Raw genomic sequence first — 20401 nt, forward strand, 5'->3', positions numbered from 1 at the left:
TTTAAAAATTACTTCCATTTCCAATTAGAAATTGTATCAATCATTGGCCAACCCCCACCATGAGGTTGTATTTTTTGTCTTCCTATTTCAAGTTCATCGCGAACTAAATATAGATGATTTTCATTTACCAACCAAATCCACGGGCAATCACCTTTCCATGATAAACCTGTTTCTCCATCCCATTGAGCAAGCTTGAAATTTTCATAAAGTGCATCAACATTATCACTAGATAGAGCTTTTTCAAAGTACTCATCAACTTTTTCATTTGCATATTGATTTGCATTATAATATTCAAATCCTTTAAATTTACTAGAATAGTTATAGTACATCTCTAGAGGGTCATATCCTCCCCACCCAAATAAAACAGCACTGCTATACATTCTTGGAGTTACAAAATCCCAATCTCCGTATACAAGATTCACATCTATGCCTATTTCTTTTGCTCTCTCAGCGAAGTACAGTGCAATATTTTCTCTTTCTTTATAAGAGTACAGCAAATCAAATTTTGCTTTTAGTCCATTTTTCTCGCGTACTCCATCAGCTCCCATTTTCCAACCTGCATCTTCTAAAATCTTCTTTGCACCTTCTATATCACCATCAAATAAATCATTAGTTTGTTCATTGTACCAAGGCATTTCATCGGCAACTGAATTTGCCTTAGTTCCCTCTCCATTTAGAACATTATCTATTATCTCTTGTCTATCCATAGCTATATTAAGTGCTTTTCTAATTTCAAGATCAGAAGTTACATCATTCCCAATAGGACTTCCCGGCGACATTGTATCATCGTTTGTCACCTTTCCTTCATTCTTTACAACAGGCATTGAAATTCCCCTGTTATCTATTGACTTTATACTTTCAACATGAAATCCTTCTACATTTATATCTTTAGCAGTGTAAGGAATCTTTATCATATCGCAGTCTCCTGATTTAGCTGTTGCCAAAACAGAATCATCATCCTTGAAAAATAAAAAAGTTAATTTTTTAAACGGAACTTTGTCTCCGTAATAGTATTCATTAGGTTCTACAATAAGTTGTTGCCCTTCTTTCCACTCCAACAGCTTAAAAGGCCCTGTCCCGATTGGATTTTTCCCATATTCTTGATTGTAAGCGTGTTTTGGGACAATTGACAGTGAACACATAGAGGACATAAACGAAATATCCGGCTGATTCAATTCTATCTCAACCTTGTATTCGTCTGATTTTCTAGCTTCTAAAAGCCTACTCAAATTAACTCCTGGCGTCTTTTCTTCTTTAGCTAAATTATATGTAAAGACAACATCATCCGCCGTAAAAACTTCTCCATCAGACCACTTTACATCATCTCTTAATGTAATTTCATATACCTTCTTATCCTCAGATAATTTATATTCTTTTGCTAAGTCCGGAACTATATTCAAATCAATATCTCTTTTAAATAGAGCTGACTGAAAAATAGCAGTCCCATAATGTCCTGAGCCATGTATTGGGTCCCAACCTTGTTCCGGCTCACTACCTAACCCCAGAACTAATTCATCTTTTTTAGCAGTAGTTTCTTTTGTATTCTCTTCTTTCTTATCTGCGCAAGCTACCATTACAAATAACAGCATCATTATCAACAAAGCGTTTTTTAAAAATTTTTTCATAACTCCTCCTACTAATGTTGTTAGATTTAATCCATCTTTTTAGCAATCACAACAAACATTTCCTCACTATCTACTTTTTTTAATACTTTATAATTTGCTCCTATAAAATAATTTTCTAAAATTTCCATCTTTGGCAAAATATCCTTTTCTACCACAATTGACGAATCCTTGTGTAAATTATTGATTGCCTCTCTACTTTGAGAATGACATATAATTAACTTTCCATTTTCATTTAAATATTTTCTAAGCTTTTCTATCGCCTTCTTTTTATCTTCAAAATGAGGAAACATTGAATAACATATAACTTTATCATAATATCTAGTGTTTAAATCGCAATCTAGAATATCTTCATTCTTAAATGTCAAATTACTTGCAGCATACTTTTTCATTGCAACTTCTATCATTTTCTCAGAGATATCAACCGCGCACACTTCTCCACCTTTACCAACTCTTTCAAGTAAAAATGGAATCAAAATCCCCGTCCCCGTTCCAACGTCAAGCACTTTATCACTTGGTTTAATTTCTAATAAATTCAAAATCTCTATAATCTTTTTATTATCGTGCTTACAAAAACTGTCCCATTTTTCAGCCATTGAATTAAAAAATTCTCTTTGATTCATATTTCAAGCCTTTTTTGTTTATTTAAAATATATACAATGGCCGGAATAAATATTAGCTGAATTATAATTCCTGGAATTCCCTTTACAATAGCTCCAGTAATAAACACTGTAGGCGCCGGTAACTTAGCCATAAAGAAAGAAGCTAAAACCCAAACTACAATCGCAGATACAATTCTTCCTGCTATCATAGCCACTATTAATGACACAAATATATTAGCTTTTACCTTGTTGTGAATATAGCTTACAACTGCTCCATAAGTCAAAAGTTCAAAAACCATAAAAGGTAATACAGGAAACATTGGTGGCATACCGGTTAGCACAGAGCTAAGAATTGGAGTCAAGGCTCCAACTAAAGCTGCATAAGGCACACTCAAGAAAAACCCCGCTAATAAAACAGGAATATGCATAGGCAAAAATACCGGTCCTGCACCAATAGCATGAAATACCATTGGTAAAATCAATCCTAAAGCTATAAATAATGCCGCTAAAATCAATTCTTTTGTCGTATTCTTTCTCATAAATTTCCTCCTATAAAATTATTTTTTTCTAATTTTCTCTTTCACTTCAAAAATACTCAAGTTATTTTCTCTTGCTATCTTTGATAGGTCATCGTATTCAAACTTTCCCCTACTCACTCCATATCCATAAGATTTCTTAAATCTTATCGTGCCTAAAGAAGTCTCGATTTCTTCAATATTTCTATCTAAAATATATCTAGAAGTTTGAGTTTCTCTAATACCAATAGTAGTAGTGTGTTTAAATATAAGCTCTAATAAATTACTCTTATCTTCTTCTCTACACATTACCTTTATCAAAGTTCCCGGCCTTGATTTTTTCATTCCTATTGGAACTGTATACACTTCTTTAGCTCCAGCTTCAAAAAATCTGTCCATTGCAAAACTAATTTCTTCAGCACTCATATCATCAACATTACAAGACAACTCATACACTATTTCTTCTGAGTCTTTGGTCTCTCCCAAAAAAGCTCTTACACAGTTTATTCTCTCAAAATCTTTTTTCCCCATTCCATAACCTATTTTTTCAACTCTCAATTTAGGCATTTCTTCAAATTTTGATACAAAATGTTTTAATATAGCCGCTCCGGTAGGAGTACAAAGTTCTCCGCGTATTTCAGAAGTATACATTGGAACATCTTTTAATATATAAGCTGTTGCCGGAGCTGGAACAGGCAATATCCCATGTGCACAATGTACGTGTCCACTTCCAACATTTATTGGAGATGCTATTATCTTTTCAACTTCCAACTCATCAATCAAAAAACAAACTGCTGTTATATCTGCTATTGCATCCATAGTTCCAACTTCATGGAAGTGAATTTCTGAAACATCAACATTATGAGCTACACTTTCTGCTTCTGCTATGTGCTTATAAACTTCCATAATGTCTTTTTTAACTTTCTCTGACACTTTTATATTACGAACTATTTCTTCAATATCTTTCATACTTCTATGCACATGATGCCCGTGTTCATGGTGATGGTGACTATGTGTATGTTCATGGTCTTCATGATGGTGGTGATGTTCATGGTCTCCATGATGATGGTGGTGATGTTCATGATGGTGTTCATGTTCGTCGATTTTCTCTTCTTCTCCATTTATTTTTACAACCATACGAGTTCCTTTTATGCCACACTTAAAAGAATCCACTTTTTCAAAACTAATCCCTTCAATTCCAAGATTATTTAAGTTTTCTATTTGCTTTTCATTATCTTCAAACAGTTCTAATATCGCCGCTGTCAACATATCTCCAGCCGCTCCCATTGAACATTCCAAATATAAAGTTTTCATTTCTTGACCTCCATATGATTTATCATACTGGCTGTATAACCCGCTCCAAATCCATTATCTATATTTACAACACTCACTCCACTTGCACATGAATTAAGCATTGATAAAAGTGCCGCTACTCCATTAAATGCCGCTCCATATCCAACACTTGTTGGAACCGCAATAACAGGACAATCTGTAAGGCCTCCTACTACACTTGCAAGCGCTCCTTCCATACCTGCGATGGTGATAACAACACTTGCACTCATTATTTCATCAAGATGCCCTAAAATTCTATGAAGTCCTGCAACCCCTACATCATAGAGTCTAACCACTTCATTTCCTAAGAATTCACATGTCAAAGCTGCTTCCTCCGCTACCGGAATGTCGCTTGTTCCTCCCGTAGCAACTACAATCTTACCAATTCCATTCGGTTTCTTTAATGGCCCGTATATCCCTATCTTTGCTTCTTCATAATATTCTATTGAGTGTATTTTTTTTATCTCTCTTGCTGCATCTTCATTTAATCTCGTAATCAAAATTGAACCTTGTCCATTCTCAAGCATTGTAGAAATAATTCCTATCATCTGATTTGCAGTCTTGCTTGCACCGTAGATGACTTCTCCAACGCCTTGTCTTACTTTTCTATGAAAATCTATCTTTGCATACTCTATATCTTTAAAAGGTTTAGATTTTAATTCTAACAGTGCATCTTCAACTGAAATTTCTCCATTTTTTACAGACTCTAAAATTTTTTTAATATCATTCTTCATCTCTCACCTCTAAATTCAGTGTCACTTCTCTATAAAACTTCTTAAATTCATCTACTATTTCTTTTCTAAATGAAATTATCTTTTCGAAGTCTTTCCCCGTAACTTCAATTTTTGCAACATCGTCTATTTTCCTGACTCTAAAATTTTTAAACCCAAGATTCATTAAAAATGCTTCTGCTTTTTCAATGACTGCTAAATCTTCTTTTGTTATATTCATTCCTGTCTTTATTCTCGTTGCCAAGCACGAATATGATGGTTTTCTCCAACTTGCCAATCCTTCTTTTTTGGACAATTCCCTTATTTCAGATTTAGTCAAATTACACTCTCTAAGTGGAGATAATACCTTCATCTCTTCTTTTGCCCTCATCCCCGGTCTATCTTCATATTCATCCGAAGCATTTGTCCCATCTAATAAGACATCAAACCCATCTATTTTTGCTGCCTCAATAATAGTTCCAAAAATTTTTTGCTTACAAAAATAACATCTATCCTTATCATTTTTCTCTATACGGACATCTTTTAAGACATCAACTTCTAGTATTTTTAAATCCGCTCCTAATTCATGAGCAAAATATTTTGCTTCTTTAAACTCAAACTCAGGTTGAAAATCTGATTTCACATAATATGCTCTCACTTCAGCTTTGTTTTTTAGAGCTTGTTGTAACAAAAAAACAGAATCAACTCCACCCGAAAAAGCAATTGCAACTTTTTTATTTTTGCTAAAGAATTCCTTTAAATTCATCCTTTGTTCCTCACAAATAAAAAGCATGCAAATCCCTACAGAGATTGCATACTTTCATAGTACTATTAAAAGACCGTTTGAATTTTTAACCGACTACTTCTCTAGTCATCCTTTACTTCATATAAAAGATTCAACTCAAACAACTATAAAATTTTTTCAACTTCCTTAACCGCAAGCGCTATCAATTTTTTGATAGAGTATTCATTAATTCCCACAATAACGTTATCATCGTGTAAAAACGGAATTAAAATCCTCTTTGCTCTACTAAGACTTACCGCTTCTGCCATTTTTGCCGTTATCTCGCCATATAATGAATTAGTTAATAAAATCCCAATTGGACCAACTATTACATCGGCTCTTGCACAATTTACTACCACAGCATTTTCGCCTGTCGCTCCAAAGCTCGCTCCTGCTTTTAACATATTTGTGGTTGCAATACCATTTGTACCAACTGCAATAATTTCTAGATCTTTATACTTTTCTTTTAAGGCTTGAACAATTTGTTTGCCAAGTCCGCCACCCTGAGCATCAATTACTAATATATTCACAACTACCTCTTTAAATCTTAAATATAAATAATTATATCATTTATTTTCTATGAATTTTAAATTCCAAATAGAATTAAGATTAAATCCTTTAATTTTTTCTCTAATTGTCCTTTATAAAATAGTCTCCTTACATTAAAAGAATAAGCCCAGAAACTTCTGAGCTTATTTTAAATAAAGTTTAAATTTTATAAAACTATTTTTTCTTCTTACCTTGTTTCTTGGATTCTCTATCGTTATTTGAATCTAAATTTCTCTTATCGTTTTTCTCATCATTGTCTTTATTTGAAACATTTGTGCTTCCATTTTCTACACTGTCTTCAGATTCTACAACTTCACTTCTAAGAGATACTTCCTTTGCAAATTTTTCATCTATCTTGTAAACAGAAACTTTATCTCTGCCAATCTTTACACCATTTACAGGTACCCCTTCAAGGGTAGCTGTTGAAATGTCTTCTCTATCTATTCCAATTCCAAACCTTGCTAAAGTAACCATTTGTCCATAAGTCAAATCTGTTTCCACAAACTCATCAACAATATCAAGTAATTCTGGAATTTTTAATAGCATTGCAGGTGACTTCAATTTTTCAAAAAGCATCATCAAAAATCCTTGTTGCGCTCCTATCCTATCTATATCTTGACCTTCATAAGCTTTTCTTATTCTGAGATAGTCAACTGCCTTTTTACCATCTAAATGGTTAATTCCCCTCTTCATGCTTATTTCTAAAGGTGGCACTACCCAATCATCTTTGTAAATATAGTCAGGTCTATCCCACTCTACATCCATTCCCCCAACAGCATCAACAATTTGTGTAACTGCTTTATAATCTATTAAAGCATAGTGGTCTATCTTCACATTCAATAAATCTTCAACTGTAGAAGCCACAAGTTTTAATCCTCCCTTAGGATAAACTATATCGCTAAATGCAGCATTTATTTTATTTTTATCATATCCATGAATCCTCACATAAGAATCTCTTGGAACTGATAGTAATTGTACCCTTTTACTTACCGGATCAATTGAGAATAACATTATCGTGTCGCTTCTCATTCCATTTTTTTCTTCTGAAAGTTGTTTAGTAGCTGTTTTATCAACTCCTAAAACAAGCACTCTCAACACTTCATCATTGTTAAAAACTTCCGTCCCCTTAGTGTCTAGGATAGATTCTTCTTTTTTGTCTTTTAAACTAATTTTTCCCTTGTTTTCATAATCAGGTTTTATTCTGTATAATAGCAAAACTACCCCTGCTAACAAGCACAGCATTAAAACTGCGACTATTCTGAATACATATTTCACTCTACACCTCAAATAAATAATTTCAGTATGATTAAAGCTATAACGAATGGTACTCCCAATAAGCCTGTCAAAAATGCCACTATTGGTTTAATTACTATGTAAATACCAAAAGAGCTCAATAAAATGTTTGCAACATAGAGAATTATAGCTCCTATGATTGTGTTTAATATAACTTTAACAACTATTTTTATAGACTTAAATATAATTAATGCAGATAGTATCGCAACTATTGCACCTACAACATAAAGTTCCATACTTTCACTTCCTAATTTTTTATTATATCATGTAATCACACTATTTAAAATAAGAGGTGATTTAATGAAGATTTATCTTGATGCTGATGGTTCTCCCATTACTTCTGAACTAATAAATTTAGCAAGAGAATACAATGTAGAATTAATAATAGTTAAAAATTATCTAACCAACATAAAAAGCGAATATGCAACTGTTGTTAGTGTTGACATATCTTCTGACTCTGCAGATTTATATATTGCAAACCACGTTGAACACGAAGACTTAACTATAACTGCTGACAGAGCTCTATCAGCTCTCATCTTGGCAAAGGGCTCATACGTTATAGACTTTTATGGAAATCATATAACTAACGATAATATTTTGTTCCACTTAGACACTAGACATGCTAACAGAAATCTTAGAAAAAAGGGTATATATTCAAAAGTTAGTGCACGCAAAAAAATAGATACTCAAAATTTTATAGCTTCTGTTAGAAATTTTTTATCTAACTTTGCAAATCAAACAGGAGGTGTTTTATGATAACACTATTTATATCAAGTTTATGTCCAGATTGTCCCCCAGCTTTAGAAGCTTTTGAAAACTCTTCACTCGACTATAAAATAATCGACATTACCGAATCCATGGCTAACTTAAAAGCTTTCTTAAAATATAGAGACAAAGATTCTTTTTTCAACTCTATAAAAGCTAATTGTCAAGTTGGTGTACCATCTATAATGGTTGGAGATGGAGAAAAATTTTATTCTTTCTCATCTGAGCTCGACTTAAAAAATTTATAATTTTAATGAAAAGGAGATAACTACGACTTTGTAAATATCTCCTAATTTTTAATATTTTTTTAATTCAGATGCTCTTAATATTATATTTGCTACATCTTGTACAGAAAATTTTGATACATCAATTGTTATATCATAATCTGAGGAGTAGCCCCACTGTCCTGTTGTATACTTTTGATAATGGTTTCTTCTCCTTGCATCTATCTTTTGAACTTCATTTTTAGCTTTTGCATTGTCATATTTATATCTATTTTTTATCTTTTCTAATCTATATTCTTCCGGTGCGGTCAAAAAAACATTGAATATTTTTCCCGTACTCAAAACATAATTTGTACACTTCCCCATCATTATACAAGAACCTTTTTTAGCTAAATCTCTTATTGTTTTTGAATTAGCTAAAAATTGTGCGTCATTACTCGTGATATCTTCTTGTGAATAAGAATAATTTTCTCTGTATAAATCATACACGGTTCCCTGTAAAAATGTATCATCTTTTTTTACATTTGAAGGGTCTACTTGGCTCTCCAAGGTTTTTAACTCTATTATGTCTTCATCATAAACTTCAATATTTAATTTTTTGCCAAGTATCGAAGCTATCTCAAAAGCTCCAGTACCATGTTCTCTGTCAATTGTATATATTACATCATTAGATACATTTGCATTACCTAACAATTTATTAAAAAAATTCATCTTCACCACTTCCTTATTAAATATATTATCTCACATTAGAATAAATAATTTATTAAAAATTAGATGATGATTTCTAAGATTGCACTAAATAATTTCTATAGATAGCCTTTTCTCTTTAATATCCTCACTATATACCAAGATATTACCATGCTAAGCAGTACCAAAATCCAAAATGCCGCCGGATGATTTTCAATCGGAAGTTTTACATTCATTCCCCACAATCCACCAACTATAGTTGGTACAGTCATCACTATTGTTATAGAAGTCAAAACTTGCATTACAACATTCAATTTATGTGAAATCAAATTTGAATACAAATCAGATAAATTCTCCATTATAGTTGTAGACTCTTCAATCATCACTCGAGCTTGTTTGTTTTCAACAAGCAAATCATGTAACAATTCAGATGCCTTATCACTTTTTAATTTAGAATATGACTCGAACATCTTTTCTATTACCGGTCCATTTTCTCTGGTTGCCATACTAAATTTTATAAGCGACTTTTGTATCACTATCATATCTGAAAAAGCTTTTTCATCACTATTTTTCAGAACTGTCTTTTCAATCTTTTCTATACTTTCATTTAATTCTCTAACACTTTTTACAAATTCAGAACAAATTGCCCATGCAATTTCTGTAGATAAACTCTCGCTATCTTCTCCCAAACCTTTCTCTTCATAAGAATTTTTAACTTTGTTTATCAACTTCAAATTTTCAGTAGAAACTGTAATCAAAATTCCATCAACCATTATCATTGATATCGGTCTTGTTATATAACTACAATTATTTATTTTTATTGGATGACTTAGTAAAAATAAATTAGCTGCCCCACTTTCCCAAACTTCAACTCTTGGAACTTCTTCATCATCTAGCACAGAGTATATATAGTCCTTTGGAATTTTATATTTTGTAAGTATTTCATCTATTTCTTGTTGATTAGGATTTATAAGTTCTATCCAAAAAAACTTTTCACCATTTTCTGACATTGTCAATTTATTGTTCTCAATATAATATTTATTTTCCATTTTCTTTATTTCCCAACTGTGCAGCCATAATTGCAATAAACATCAACAGGCATCCTATTAATTCTCTTTTAGTTAAAATTTCTCCAAGTATTAAATAACCACCTACCGCTGCAAAAACTGATTCTATTGAACTTATCAAAGATGCCAAAGCCGCATCTATGTGTCTTAAAGCCATTATCTGTAATGTGAATGCCACAGAACTTGACATTATTGAAGCATAAAGTATTGACCACATCGCCAACTTTATAGCCTCTAATGAAATGGTTTCAAATAAAACCGCTCCTACTGTACTTAAAAGTCCACATATTATAAATTGATAAGCATTAAATTTCAATCCGTCTGTTCTCGGAGAATAGTACGCTATTATAAGCATATGAACAGAGAAAAATACAGTGGAAATAAAAACTATTAAATCCCCTTTATTTATTGATAAATTTTCTTTAACTGACAATAAATAAACTCCTATTACAGATAGTACAATACAAACTATTAGTTTTTTAGACAGTCTATGCCCTCTAAACATCATGAGTATCGGTACTATTATTATATAGAGTGCACTTATAAAACCCGCCTTACCCACAGTTGTATCTACTATTCCTATTTGCTGTATATTCATTGCACAGAACAACACTATTCCTGTTAGGATTCCCCCTCTTCTTGTAGCTGCTTGATCTACGACAACACTTTCTTCATCAAGTATAGCTTTTCTTAAAAACGGATTCATCCTCATAATAAGTATCACAAATCCGCCAATCAAACATCTTAATGCAGAAAACGTCATTGTGCCTATGTATTCCATACCTTTACTCTGTGCTACAAATGTCAAACCCCATATTGCCGCTGCAACTAGTAAATAGATAGATGCCTTTAATTTATTTTTATCCATAAATATTTCTCCCAATAAATAACTTATATACACAGTGTAACAGACCTAAATTAAACTTTAAAGACACTTTAAAAATTATTATCTTTTAGCAATTTAAATATTTATTTTAATTTTCCTTAAAATTTTGCGCAAAAAAGCACAGGCAATTTAACCTGTGCTTTAAATATCTTAGAATAATTTTCCACCAAATGCTACGAATAGTGGTGCAAATACTAATGATACTACTGTTATAAGTTTTACAAGAATATTTAATGAAGGTCCTGAAGTATCCTTGAATGGGTCCCCTACAGTATCTCCAGTTACAGCTGCTTTGTGAGCTTCTGAACCTTTTCCACCGTGTGCTCCACCTTCGATAAATTTCTTAGCATTATCCCAAGCTCCACCAGAGTTTGACATAAAGATTGCCATTAATACACCAGTGATAAGAGCTCCGGCTTGTAATCCACCTAGAGCTTCTGCTCCAAGTAATAGACCTACTACTATTGGAACTACTACTGCTATTACTCCTGGAACAATCATTTCTTTAAGAGCTGCTCCTGTAGAAATGTCTACACATTTTGCATATTCAGGAGTTGCTTTACCTTCCATGATTCCTGGGATTTCTCTAAATTGACGTCTTACTTCATCAATCATTGAAGAAGCTGCATTTCCTACTGCTGACATTGTCAAAGCAGAGAAGGCAAATGGAAGCATACCACCGATAAACGTTCCGGCAATAACTTCTGGTTTAGATACGTCAATTCCTTCTAATCCTGTTGCGTTGATATATGAAACGAATAGTGCTAAGGCTGTAAGAGCTGCTGAACCAATTGCAAATCCCTTACCAATAGCCGCTGTTGTGTTACCTACTGCATCAAGTGAATCAGTTATTTGTCTTACTTCTTCTGGAAGTTCACACATCTCTGCAATACCTCCAGCATTGTCAGCTATAGGCCCATAAGCGTCAACTGCAATTGTCATACCTGTAGTTGAAAGCATACCTACTGCTGCAAGAGCTATACCAAATAATCCGTGAACTGATGATTCATTTCCACCAGCACCTATAAAGGCAACCATTATACCAATAGCGATTACTATGATTGGTCCAACTGTAGACATCATTCCTACAGAAAGTCCTGAAATTATGTTTGTAGAAGAACCTGTTTCAGATTCTGATGCTATTCTTCGTACTGGAGCGTATTCGTCCGCTGTATAGTACTCAGTTATTTTAGATATTATAAGTCCAACACATATACCTGCGATTACGGGAACAAATGGTTTAAAGTTACCAAATATCATATTTGATAATACAGCTGCTGCAATTATACTAGCTCCAGCTGCGATGTATTCTCCAACATTTAGAGCTTTTTGAGGGTCTTTATCTCCCTTTACAAAAAACACTGCTATAATTGAAGCGATTATACCTACTGCTGCTATTGATAGAGCATACGCTATACCATTTTCTTGATATGCAACAACTCCTAAAGTGATAGCTGATAAAAGAGCTCCAACATATGATTCAAATAAGTCCGCACCCATACCTGCAACGTCCCCTACGTTATCACCTACATTATCAGCGATAACAGCTGGGTTCCTTGGATCATCTTCAGGAATTCCCGCTTCAACTTTACCTACAAGGTCAGCTCCAACATCTGCCGCTTTAGTGTATATACCACCACCAACTCTTGCAAAAAGAGCGATTGAAGAAGCCCCTAGTGAAAATCCTGTAACTATAGTTGTATCTTGAGTTAACATATAAGCTGCTGTGATGCCTATGATCCCCAAACCTACAACACACATACCCATTACAGCACCACCTGAAAATGCGATATCAAGTGCTTTTGCAAGACCTGAAACATTAGCTGCGTTTGCAGTTCTAACATTTGCACGTGTTGCCACTCTCATACCCACATAACCTGCGATTACTGAACAAATAGCTCCTGCAATGAAACATAGAGCCGTTGCCACACTGTGAAGTCCAACAGCTAAAATTGCTGCAAGAACTATTACAAATACTACAAGTGCTTTGTATTCTCTTGTTAAAAATGCCATTGCACCGTCTTGTATATATGAAGAAATTTCCCTCATTCTTTCATTTCCCGGATCTTGTTTAGACACAAAAGACGCTTTAAAGAAAGCAAAAGCTAATGCTAAAACTCCGGCTATTATAGCTAAAATATAAACGTTCATTCTTCCGTATACCCCCTATATTGCTGAAAGTGCTATTACGGAAACTAAAAATATTATAGATGATACTGTTATAATGCGATTTTCAATTTCCTTCTTGCTTGTTCCTCTATGTTCTCCCCATAGATTTGATTGTTCTCCCTGTAATGTGCCAAGTCCTGCTTGAGCACTCTCAGTAACTACCACAGTGCCAATTAAAACGAGCGATGAAATGGCAATAATTACTGTTAAAAATAATTCCACTGTAAAACCTCCTATTTTATTTATCCACAATGCATTAATTCTACCACAATAAATTTTCAAAATCAATTGAAACCGTTAATTTCAAGCCTTTTTATACTAAAATATCTTCAAAAATAAAATTACTAGTACGCCAAGCCCTATTCTATACATTCCAAACACTTTGAAATCGTGTTTTTGAATGTAACTCATAAACTTAGTTATTACAGCATATGCTACTACAAATGAGATTACAAAACCCACTAAAATATAGAACCACTCACTTACTGTAAACGATGTTCCCATCTTCAATACCTTCAAAGCTGTTGCACCTAACATTGTTGGAATTGCCAAGAAAAATGAAAATTCCGCTGCTGTTGTCCTGTTACAGCCAAGAGTCATTCCACCAATTATTGTAGCTGCACTTCTTGAAGTTCCCGGTATCATCGCTAAGCATTGGAACACGCCTATTTTAAAAGCATCCACTACACTTAGCTCATCAATGTCTTCATATTTAAATTCAGATTTTTTCTTGTCTTCCATAAATATAATTATCACACCATAGATTATCAATGTTATCGCAACTACAGTTGGATTAAATAAGTACTTGTCTATTATATCATCAAATAGAAAACCTAAAACTGCAGCAGGTAAAAATCCTATTATAACCTTTGCTATCAATCTCATAGTTTTCTTATCTCGTAAGTGCCATCTATCTGAAATAGATAAATGCGATTCATTTTCTACAATACTTGAGGATAATTTTTTCTTTGATATTGGGTTTAATTTATCCCAATACAATAGCACTACTGCTAAAATTGCCCCCAATTGAATTATTACTGAGAACGCATTTTCAAAGCTTTGTGAGTGTAATTTTAAAATCTCACTAACTAAGATTAAATGTCCTGTAGATGATATCGGCAAAAATTCCGTAATACCCTCTACAATTCCCAAAATTATTATCTTAATTAACTCCATCTTCCCTCCTATGAACCATATTCTTTATTTAAGAATTTAGTAAATTCTTTTCTAAATATCAGTTCCACTGTACCTGTTGGTCCATTTCTATGTTTTGCAATTATAACTTCGCCAATATTTGGTTTTTCTGACTCTTCTTTTGTATAGTACTCATCTCTAAATAGAAACATTACGACGTCGGCATCTTGTTCTATAGCTCCTGATTCTCTAAGGTCTGAAAGAATAGGCCTGTGGTCAGCTCTTGCTTCTGGCGAACGTGAAAGTTGAGACAGTGCAAGCACCGGCACTTCAAGCTCTTTTGCTATAGCTTTTAAGCTCCTTGAAATTGCTGAAATTTCTTGAGTTCTCGATTCAACTTTTTCACTCATTTGCATAAGTTGAAGATAATCTATAACCACCAAGTCCAAGCCTTTTTCCATCTTTTGTCTTCTGCACTTGGCTTTTAATTCCAACGGAGAAATACCTGCTGTATCATCTATTTCAATTTCAAGTTCAGATATTATTGGCATTGCATTTATGACTCTTTCCCAGTCATCTGCTGTCAAATTACCAGATATTATCTTTTGTAAATCCACATGTGCTATTGAAGCTATGATTCTGTCAACCAACTGAGTCTTACTCATTTCCAGAGAAAACATTGCAACTTTTGCCTTTGCTCTTAGCGCTGCATTTGTTGCTATATTTACCATTAGAGCAGTCTTTCCCATCGATGGTCTTGCCGCCAAAAGCACTAAGTCCGACTTTTGTAGACCACTCAACTGTCTATCCAAATCTTCAAAACCTGTAGTAACTCCTGTTAGCGAGTTTGGATTTTGTGCACGTTTTTCCATTGCAGCAAATGATTCAAGCAGAGTTTCTTTTATTGGCGAAAGTCCAATTCTATGAGAGGCTTGAGTTATATTAAATATATTCGACTCAGCTTTTTCTATAATCATATCCAAATCTGCATCTTGTGCATACGCGCTCGACATAGTTTCATCTGAGGCAGCTATCAACTTTCTCAGTGTAGACTTTTCTTTGATTATCTCACAATGATATTTTGTATTTGAGACTAAACCTGCAGAAGAACTCAAACTTGCTATATAGCTAATCCCCCCAACATCTTCAAGACTATTTCTCTTTTTCAGTTCATCTACTGTAGTCATCACATCAACCGGAACATTTCTATTGTATATAGAAGTTATGGCTCCATATATTTCACCATGAATCTCTGAATAGAAATCTTCAGCTCTTAAAATTTCTACAGCCGATGTGATGGCATCTTTAGATAACATCATAGCACCAAGCACTGACTGTTCCGTTTCAGTGACGTGAGGAGGTACTTTGAGATTTAAATCTTCCATTATTCTGCCTCAACTGTTACCTTTAAATTTGCAGTTATTCCAGGATACAATTTTACAGGTACAGTTTTTGTGGCCTCCATCTTGATGTTTTCGCTTAATTCAATTTTTTTCTTGTCTAACGTTATTTTAAGTTGCTCTTCAAGAGCTTCTTTTATATTTTGAGAAGTTATTGCTCCAAAAAGTCTTCCCCCCTCACCAGATTTAGCTTTTATTACAACTTTACCTGCTTCAATCTTCTTTTTTACTTCAGTGAATTCAGCTCTGTTTTTCTTTTCTTCTTCTGCTCTCTTTTCGTTATCTTCTTCCCATTTTTTAAGGTTCTCTTCATTAGCTTCTATGGCAACCTTTCTTGGTATCAAGAAATTTCTTGCATATCCGTCTTTTGCCTCAACAAGAGACCCTGCTTTTCCTAAATTTTTATCGTCTTTTAATAAAATTACCTTCATATATTTTCTCCCTTTTTCTGTTCGTCAATATACTCTTCCACTGCTTGTACTAAAATATTTTCAGCTTCATCTAGAGATTCTACTTTTAGTCTGGCTCCAGCCATGTTAAGATGTCCTCCGCCTCCTAATTTTTCAAGTATCAACTGCACTGAAAAATCCCCTGATGACCTCCCTGAAATGTGAATTTCATCATCTACCGGAGTCATTACAAAACTTGCCCTTATTCCATTTATATCAAGTAATTCATCAGCAGCTTGTGCCGCTATCAATATAGAATTCGCAGCCTTTTTATCTAGCCTTGAAATTGCCACCTCATCACAAACTACCTTTGTAGCGTGCACTACTTGAGCTCTATTTTGAAGTGTATCTAAATCATCTTGAAACAAGTTTTTTACCTTTATCATATCTGCACCAGCACGTTTTAATATTGATGCTGCTTCAAAAGTTCTAACCCCTGTTTGGAAACTAAAATTCTTAGTATCAACTACTATACCACTCATCAATGCATCAGCCTCAAAGTGAGTTAAATTTAATTCATCATTCATATAAGTTAACATCTCAGTTACAAGTTCACTTGTAGATGATGCATAAGGTTCAACATAAGTCAGTACAGGATTCTTTACAAATTCCTTACCTCTTCTATGGTGGTCTATTACAACTATTTGTGTTGTCAAATCTAAAAGTTCAGGACTTTCAGTAAAGTTTGGTTTATGATTATCAACCAATATCACTAAAGACTTAGGTGTTATATTACTCTTTGCCTGCTCTGATGAAATTATCTTCTCAAAAATTTCAGGCTCTTCTTCTTTCATTCTATCAAGAAGATTTGATATTGAAGGATTACTCTTATTTAAAACAATATACCCTTCAACATTTCTATTCAATACAGCTCTTAAAATACCTATCGCTGAACCTATAGCATCCATATCGGCATTTTTATGTCCCATTATATAGACATCTTCTGCTCCATCGATAAGTTGTTTTAGGGCAACCCCTAAAACTCTTGCCTTTACTTTGTTTCTCTTTTCAACAGCTTTTGACTTACCACCAAAGAATTCATAGTTGTCCTCAACTTTTATTACTGCTTGGTCTCCTCCACGTCCAAGTGCAAGGTCTAAGCAAGTGTCAGCTTCGTCCACCGACTCCTTAAAGTTAAGTCCAAAAGATGATACCCCTATTGAAAGTGTCATAGGTATGGAATTTCCCATATCTAACTCTCTTAAATCGTCAAGTAAATCAAATCTCTTTTCCTTTATGCTCTTTAATGCTCCAAAAGTCATGACAACTAGGTACATATCGTCATCATACTTTCTAACTAGAGCATCATAACTTTGAAAATATCCTCTTACCAAGTAATCTATCTCAGCTATTAACTGTGGTCTGTTGGCAGTCGGTGCAGAATCCATTGCCTCATCATAGTTGTCTACTTCTATTTTTGCAACTATTGGATATTCTGAGACATATTTATCTCTCAAAACATCATAATCAGTCTTATCTACGAAGTATAATAGAATTAATTTATTTCTATCTGAGTCAGATTTTTTGACGTCAACTACATTCGCATAAACTTTATAAGATTTAGAACCTAATTTTGCAGTTAAATCTTCATCATTGGGCTCTTCAATTACACTTTCAAAGTTTATTTCAGGAATCAACTCAGAAACATTCATCTCCATAATTTCAACATCTTCAAATATGTTTAAGAAAGTTGTGTTGTACCAAATTACATTCGCATTTTCATCTGTTATTACCATTGGAAAAGGCATTGAAAAAATAGCATGTTTTGTTATCGAGTCAAAGTCTCTGCTTATTGTTTCAACCATCGCAATTGACTTTTGGTTGTACTCTTCTATAGTCTTACTACCTGAGTATATCAAATAAACCAAAATTAGAAGTCCCAAAATACCTAACCAAGGCTTGAAATATAAAAGTCCTATGCTCAATATAGCAACAACTACTATAAATCCTTTAAAGTCTTTTAAATCAAATTTATAATCCATCTTTCACCTCACGCAAGCCTTCTAAAGTTGAATATATTGTCCAAAATACCCATAGCTATAAAAATAAACTGTGCTCCCGGAACTAAAAATCCAAAAAGAGTCACTAAAATTTTTATAAACCTTCCAGCTTTAATCTTGTTTAGTATAAACATTATAACACTCATTCCCAATAAAAATAGTATGCTTGAAAATACTAAAATTAAGTTTTCTATAACTAAATTAGGTGACTCAAATAATATATCCCCAAAACTATATAATACAGCTATTGAAAAAGCTCCTACAAATAATATTCCTTTCGGTAGATTAAAATAAATAAATGGTTGATAGTTTAATTTTAATCCTTGTTTTAAGATAAGCTTTCTTATTGATAAGTGATATGTTACATAACTTAACAAAAGAGAAATTATAACTAACATAGCTGGCATCAATTGCAACGACCTATTATATAGCATAGTCCATTCTGCAGTTGACAGCTTTTCGATACTCATATTATTTTGTATTTGTATAAAACTTTCTAAAACTTCTTTTGATTTTAACATTTCAGGGCTAACTCCATAAGAATATGAAGTTACAAATATAGAAATAAAAAACATTACCGCTGCCAAAACTACAGTTGAATTTTGATCATAATTTTTATGCATCATCCAGTGAAACACTAAAATCATTGGTCCAAATAATGTAAAAACTATTATGGCATAATTTAAAGAAATCATAGTAAGTAGTGCATTGGCAACAAAAAACAGCGAAAAAGCGTTCATAACGCCTCCTGATATAGCTTCCCCAACGAAAATAGCCGGTAAAAATAAAAATGCCGGTGGAAAAACCATTCCAATCGCAGCAATAAGCACTGCTCTTGTCACCAATATAAACTTATTTAATGTTGAATTTGTAATTTCAATCATCTCCTTATTATTTTTTATTTTACCATACCGACTAAATATAAAATAGATATTTGTTAATATGCTATTTATATGCATATTATGGTATAATTTCACTAACGTGTAGGAAAGGAGTTAATATGATTCAAAGTTTAATTAAAGCAGCAAATATACTCGAATATATGAAACAAGATAGCCGCGAATTCACTATCGCAGAAATTTCAGAAGCCATATCAATTCCACCAAGTACAACTCACAGAATTTTATCTACACTAATAGCTTGTGAGTTTGTAACTAAAGACAACAATACCCACTTATATAAACTTGGTCCCGGACTTATTTCAATAGGCATGGCAGCTTCAGGAAATATAAGTCTACAAAGCGAGGCTGATATTATTTTAAGAAAACTTTCAGACGAAACTAATGAGGACTCATTTATGGTAGTACGCTCTGAAAATACCGGAGTTGTCATAGGAAAAGCCGAAGGCTCTGAAACATTGAAAATCGTTGAAAATTTTGGAAGACAAATCCCTCTGCATAAAGGCGCTATAAGGAAAGTGGTTCTTGCATACCAGCCAGAAGATTTTATAAATTCTTACTTAAAACTTGAATTGGATCCATACTCAACCGGTCCTGTGGATATAGAACAATTAAAATCTGAACTTCAAAAAATTAGAGAAAAATCTCTTGCAATTTCAGAAGGAGAGTACATAAAAGATACCATCGGCCTTGGAGCCCCAGTATTTAACCATACAGGTGACTTCATAGCTTCCATAGGTATAGTGACGCCAGAATACAGGTCAAAAGATAAAGTTGACGAGATGATTAAATATGTAAAAGGAGCAGCCTTGGAACTTTCAAAACGTCTAGGCTATAGAGGAAAGAATGAATAACTACGAAGAACTTTTATTTAAAATAAAATCTCTCTGTTCTCAAACAGAAAATAAAGTTTCAATTTTGGCAAATGTTTCAGCCGTATTATTTGAAATGGGAGATGTTTCTTGGGCGGGGTTTTATATGTTAGAAAATGAAAAACTATTGCTTGGACCATTTCAAGGTAGAGTAGCTTGCACTGAAATTGAAATTGGAAAAGGCGTTTGCGGTACATCATTTGAAAAACGTGAAACACTAATCGTCGCTGATGTTCATAAATTTGATGGCCATATAGCTTGTGATTCTCGAAGTAATTCTGAAATAGTTGTTCCAATTACAAAAAATGACCTACCGATTGGAGTGATTGATATAGATTCAACTTCATTCGATAGATTTTCAAAGATTGAAAAAGACTTTTTAGAAAAAGTTTCATATATAGTTTCAAAAAAGATGTAATCGTTGGGATATGTGTATTATAAA

Annotated in this window: 23 protein-coding genes; 4 read left to right on the forward strand and 19 right to left on the reverse strand. The window is 33.4% G+C overall.

Annotated features, from left to right (window positions below; all coding sequences use genetic code 11):
- Positions 1-8: 8 nt before the first annotated feature.
- The 9 genes from DYE58_RS03255 to DYE58_RS03295 all read right to left on the reverse strand — a co-directional run bounded on the left by DYE58_RS03255 (position 9) and on the right by DYE58_RS03295 (position 7643).
- On the reverse strand, positions 9-1625 hold the full coding sequence (locus DYE58_RS03255; protein ID WP_004819402.1) for an ABC transporter substrate-binding protein: 1617 nt from the start codon (positions 1623-1625) through the stop codon (positions 9-11).
- Positions 1626-1651: 26 nt separating this feature from the next.
- Entirely contained in the window at positions 1652-2245 is a 594-nt protein-coding gene (locus tag DYE58_RS03260; protein WP_004819405.1) for a class I SAM-dependent methyltransferase, read from the reverse strand.
- On the reverse strand, positions 2242-2763 hold the full coding sequence (locus DYE58_RS03265) for an ECF transporter S component (protein ID WP_004819407.1): 522 nt from the start codon (positions 2761-2763) through the stop codon (positions 2242-2244). The genes DYE58_RS03260 and DYE58_RS03265 overlap by 4 nt, the downstream gene beginning before the upstream one ends.
- A gap of 18 nt (positions 2764-2781) precedes the next feature.
- Entirely contained in the window at positions 2782-4053 is a 1272-nt protein-coding gene (gene larC / locus DYE58_RS03270; protein WP_004819410.1) for a nickel pincer cofactor biosynthesis protein LarC, read from the reverse strand.
- A complete protein-coding gene (gene larB, locus DYE58_RS03275) occupies positions 4050-4805 on the reverse strand; it encodes a nickel pincer cofactor biosynthesis protein LarB (RefSeq protein ID WP_004819411.1) in 756 nt (251 codons plus the stop codon). Before larB ends, larC begins: the two co-directional genes overlap by 4 nt.
- Positions 4795-5547, reverse strand: coding sequence for an ATP-dependent sacrificial sulfur transferase LarE (larE, locus tag DYE58_RS03280; protein ID WP_040552404.1), 753 nt, complete (start codon positions 5545-5547; stop codon positions 4795-4797). Before larE ends, larB begins: the two co-directional genes overlap by 11 nt.
- Positions 5548-5690: 143 nt before the next feature.
- On the reverse strand, positions 5691-6095 hold the full coding sequence (locus DYE58_RS03285) for a DUF3842 family protein (protein WP_115312009.1): 405 nt from the start codon (positions 6093-6095) through the stop codon (positions 5691-5693).
- Positions 6096-6288: 193 nt separating this feature from the next.
- The gene (locus DYE58_RS03290) at positions 6289-7389 is read right to left on the reverse strand and encodes an LCP family protein (protein ID WP_115312010.1); all 1101 of its coding nucleotides are present in this window, start codon (positions 7387-7389) and stop codon (positions 6289-6291) included.
- A gap of 8 nt (positions 7390-7397) precedes the next feature.
- Positions 7398-7643: a pro-sigmaK processing inhibitor BofA family protein gene (locus DYE58_RS03295; RefSeq protein ID WP_004819420.1), complete on the reverse strand. Its 246-nt coding sequence runs from the start codon at positions 7641-7643 to the stop codon at positions 7398-7400.
- Between the two features lie 64 nt (positions 7644-7707).
- Here DYE58_RS03295 and DYE58_RS03300 point away from each other — a divergent pair, with 64 nt between their 5' ends.
- A complete protein-coding gene (locus DYE58_RS03300; protein WP_004819423.1) occupies positions 7708-8163 on the forward strand; it encodes a DUF188 domain-containing protein in 456 nt (151 codons plus the stop codon).
- Positions 8160-8420 carry a glutaredoxin domain-containing protein gene (locus DYE58_RS03305; RefSeq protein WP_115312011.1) on the forward strand — a complete coding sequence of 87 codons (261 nt, stop codon included), beginning with the start codon at positions 8160-8162 and terminating at the stop codon, positions 8418-8420. The genes DYE58_RS03300 and DYE58_RS03305 overlap by 4 nt, the downstream gene beginning before the upstream one ends.
- A gap of 48 nt (positions 8421-8468) precedes the next feature.
- Here DYE58_RS03305 and DYE58_RS03310 read toward each other — a convergent pair whose 3' ends face one another.
- The 10 genes from DYE58_RS03310 to DYE58_RS03355 all read right to left on the reverse strand — a co-directional run bounded on the left by DYE58_RS03310 (position 8469) and on the right by DYE58_RS03355 (position 19072).
- Positions 8469-9107, reverse strand: coding sequence for a cytidylate kinase-like family protein (locus tag DYE58_RS03310; RefSeq protein WP_115312012.1), 639 nt, complete (start codon positions 9105-9107; stop codon positions 8469-8471).
- A gap of 95 nt (positions 9108-9202) precedes the next feature.
- Positions 9203-10132, reverse strand: coding sequence for a magnesium transporter CorA family protein (locus DYE58_RS03315; RefSeq protein ID WP_004819429.1), 930 nt, complete (start codon positions 10130-10132; stop codon positions 9203-9205).
- Positions 10122-11018 (reverse strand): DMT family transporter, encoded by an 897-nt coding sequence (locus DYE58_RS03320; protein ID WP_004819430.1) that lies wholly within the window; start codon positions 11016-11018, stop codon positions 10122-10124. Before DYE58_RS03320 ends, DYE58_RS03315 begins: the two co-directional genes overlap by 11 nt.
- A 168-nt stretch (positions 11019-11186) precedes the next feature.
- Positions 11187-13187: a sodium-translocating pyrophosphatase gene (locus DYE58_RS03325; RefSeq protein ID WP_004819432.1), complete on the reverse strand. Its 2001-nt coding sequence runs from the start codon at positions 13185-13187 to the stop codon at positions 11187-11189.
- A 15-nt stretch (positions 13188-13202) separates the two neighbouring features.
- On the reverse strand, positions 13203-13427 hold the full coding sequence (gene secG, locus DYE58_RS03330; protein WP_040552117.1) for a preprotein translocase subunit SecG: 225 nt from the start codon (positions 13425-13427) through the stop codon (positions 13203-13205).
- A 96-nt stretch (positions 13428-13523) separates the two neighbouring features.
- The gene (locus DYE58_RS03335; protein ID WP_004819435.1) at positions 13524-14381 is read right to left on the reverse strand and encodes an undecaprenyl-diphosphate phosphatase; all 858 of its coding nucleotides are present in this window, start codon (positions 14379-14381) and stop codon (positions 13524-13526) included.
- 8 nt (positions 14382-14389) lie between these two features.
- Positions 14390-15724 carry a replicative DNA helicase gene (gene dnaB, locus DYE58_RS03340; protein ID WP_004819438.1) on the reverse strand — a complete coding sequence of 445 codons (1335 nt, stop codon included), beginning with the start codon at positions 15722-15724 and terminating at the stop codon, positions 14390-14392.
- A complete protein-coding gene (gene rplI / locus DYE58_RS03345) occupies positions 15724-16170 on the reverse strand; it encodes a 50S ribosomal protein L9 (RefSeq protein WP_004819440.1) in 447 nt (148 codons plus the stop codon). Before rplI ends, dnaB begins: the two co-directional genes overlap by 1 nt.
- The gene (locus DYE58_RS03350; protein ID WP_004819442.1) at positions 16167-18170 is read right to left on the reverse strand and encodes a DHH family phosphoesterase; all 2004 of its coding nucleotides are present in this window, start codon (positions 18168-18170) and stop codon (positions 16167-16169) included. The genes rplI and DYE58_RS03350 overlap by 4 nt, the downstream gene beginning before the upstream one ends.
- Before the next feature lie 8 nt (positions 18171-18178).
- Complete coding sequence (locus tag DYE58_RS03355; RefSeq protein ID WP_040552120.1) at positions 18179-19072, reverse strand: DUF2232 domain-containing protein; 894 nt, start codon at positions 19070-19072, stop codon at positions 18179-18181.
- Positions 19073-19188: 116 nt separating this feature from the next.
- Here DYE58_RS03355 and DYE58_RS03360 point away from each other — a divergent pair, with 116 nt between their 5' ends.
- Together DYE58_RS03360 and DYE58_RS03365 are read left to right on the forward strand one after the other, a co-directional pair.
- Positions 19189-19941, forward strand: a complete 753-nt coding sequence (locus tag DYE58_RS03360) for an IclR family transcriptional regulator (protein WP_004819446.1) — start codon at positions 19189-19191, stop codon at positions 19939-19941.
- Entirely contained in the window at positions 19934-20377 is a 444-nt protein-coding gene (locus tag DYE58_RS03365; RefSeq protein WP_004819447.1) for a GAF domain-containing protein, read from the forward strand. The genes DYE58_RS03360 and DYE58_RS03365 overlap by 8 nt, the downstream gene beginning before the upstream one ends.
- Positions 20378-20401: the final 24 nt, after the last annotated feature.

The organism is Peptoniphilus indolicus (assembly GCF_900454665.1).
Lineage (GTDB): Bacteria > Bacillota > Clostridia > Tissierellales > Peptoniphilaceae > Peptoniphilus > Peptoniphilus indolicus.

What these genes read in the sequence shown, in the direction of transcription:
- DYE58_RS03255 (WP_004819402.1), bottom strand. Translation starts at nt 1,625, where the DNA reads ATGAAAAAATTTTTAAAAAACGCTTTGTTGATAATGATGCTGTTATTT.
- DYE58_RS03260 (WP_004819405.1), bottom strand. Translation starts at nt 2,245, where the DNA reads ATGAATCAAAGAGAATTTTTTAATTCAATGGCTGAAAAATGGGACAGT.
- DYE58_RS03265 (WP_004819407.1), bottom strand. Translation starts at nt 2,763, where the DNA reads ATGAGAAAGAATACGACAAAAGAATTGATTTTAGCGGCATTATTTATA.
- larC (WP_004819410.1), bottom strand. Translation starts at nt 4,053, where the DNA reads ATGAAAACTTTATATTTGGAATGTTCAATGGGAGCGGCTGGAGATATG.
- larB (WP_004819411.1), bottom strand. Translation starts at nt 4,805, where the DNA reads ATGAAGAATGATATTAAAAAAATTTTAGAGTCTGTAAAAAATGGAGAA.
- larE (WP_040552404.1), bottom strand. Translation starts at nt 5,547, where the DNA reads ATGAATTTAAAGGAATTCTTTAGCAAAAATAAAAAAGTTGCAATTGCT.
- DYE58_RS03295 (WP_004819420.1), bottom strand. Translation starts at nt 7,643, where the DNA reads ATGGAACTTTATGTTGTAGGTGCAATAGTTGCGATACTATCTGCATTA.
- DYE58_RS03300 (WP_004819423.1), top strand. Translation starts at nt 7,708, where the DNA reads ATGAAGATTTATCTTGATGCTGATGGTTCTCCCATTACTTCTGAACTA.
- DYE58_RS03305 (WP_115312011.1), top strand. Translation starts at nt 8,160, where the DNA reads ATGATAACACTATTTATATCAAGTTTATGTCCAGATTGTCCCCCAGCT.
- DYE58_RS03310 (WP_115312012.1), bottom strand. Translation starts at nt 9,107, where the DNA reads ATGAATTTTTTTAATAAATTGTTAGGTAATGCAAATGTATCTAATGAT.
- DYE58_RS03315 (WP_004819429.1), bottom strand. Translation starts at nt 10,132, where the DNA reads ATGGAAAATAAATATTATATTGAGAACAATAAATTGACAATGTCAGAA.
- DYE58_RS03320 (WP_004819430.1), bottom strand. Translation starts at nt 11,018, where the DNA reads ATGGATAAAAATAAATTAAAGGCATCTATCTATTTACTAGTTGCAGCG.
- DYE58_RS03325 (WP_004819432.1), bottom strand. Translation starts at nt 13,187, where the DNA reads ATGAACGTTTATATTTTAGCTATAATAGCCGGAGTTTTAGCATTAGCT.
- DYE58_RS03335 (WP_004819435.1), bottom strand. Translation starts at nt 14,381, where the DNA reads ATGGAGTTAATTAAGATAATAATTTTGGGAATTGTAGAGGGTATTACG.
- dnaB (WP_004819438.1), bottom strand. Translation starts at nt 15,724, where the DNA reads ATGGAAGATTTAAATCTCAAAGTACCTCCTCACGTCACTGAAACGGAA.
- rplI (WP_004819440.1), bottom strand. Translation starts at nt 16,170, where the DNA reads ATGAAGGTAATTTTATTAAAAGACGATAAAAATTTAGGAAAAGCAGGG.
- DYE58_RS03350 (WP_004819442.1), bottom strand. Translation starts at nt 18,170, where the DNA reads ATGGATTATAAATTTGATTTAAAAGACTTTAAAGGATTTATAGTAGTT.
- DYE58_RS03355 (WP_040552120.1), bottom strand. Translation starts at nt 19,072, where the DNA reads ATGATTGAAATTACAAATTCAACATTAAATAAGTTTATATTGGTGACA.
- DYE58_RS03360 (WP_004819446.1), top strand. Translation starts at nt 19,189, where the DNA reads ATGATTCAAAGTTTAATTAAAGCAGCAAATATACTCGAATATATGAAA.
- DYE58_RS03365 (WP_004819447.1), top strand. Translation starts at nt 19,934, where the DNA reads ATGAATAACTACGAAGAACTTTTATTTAAAATAAAATCTCTCTGTTCT.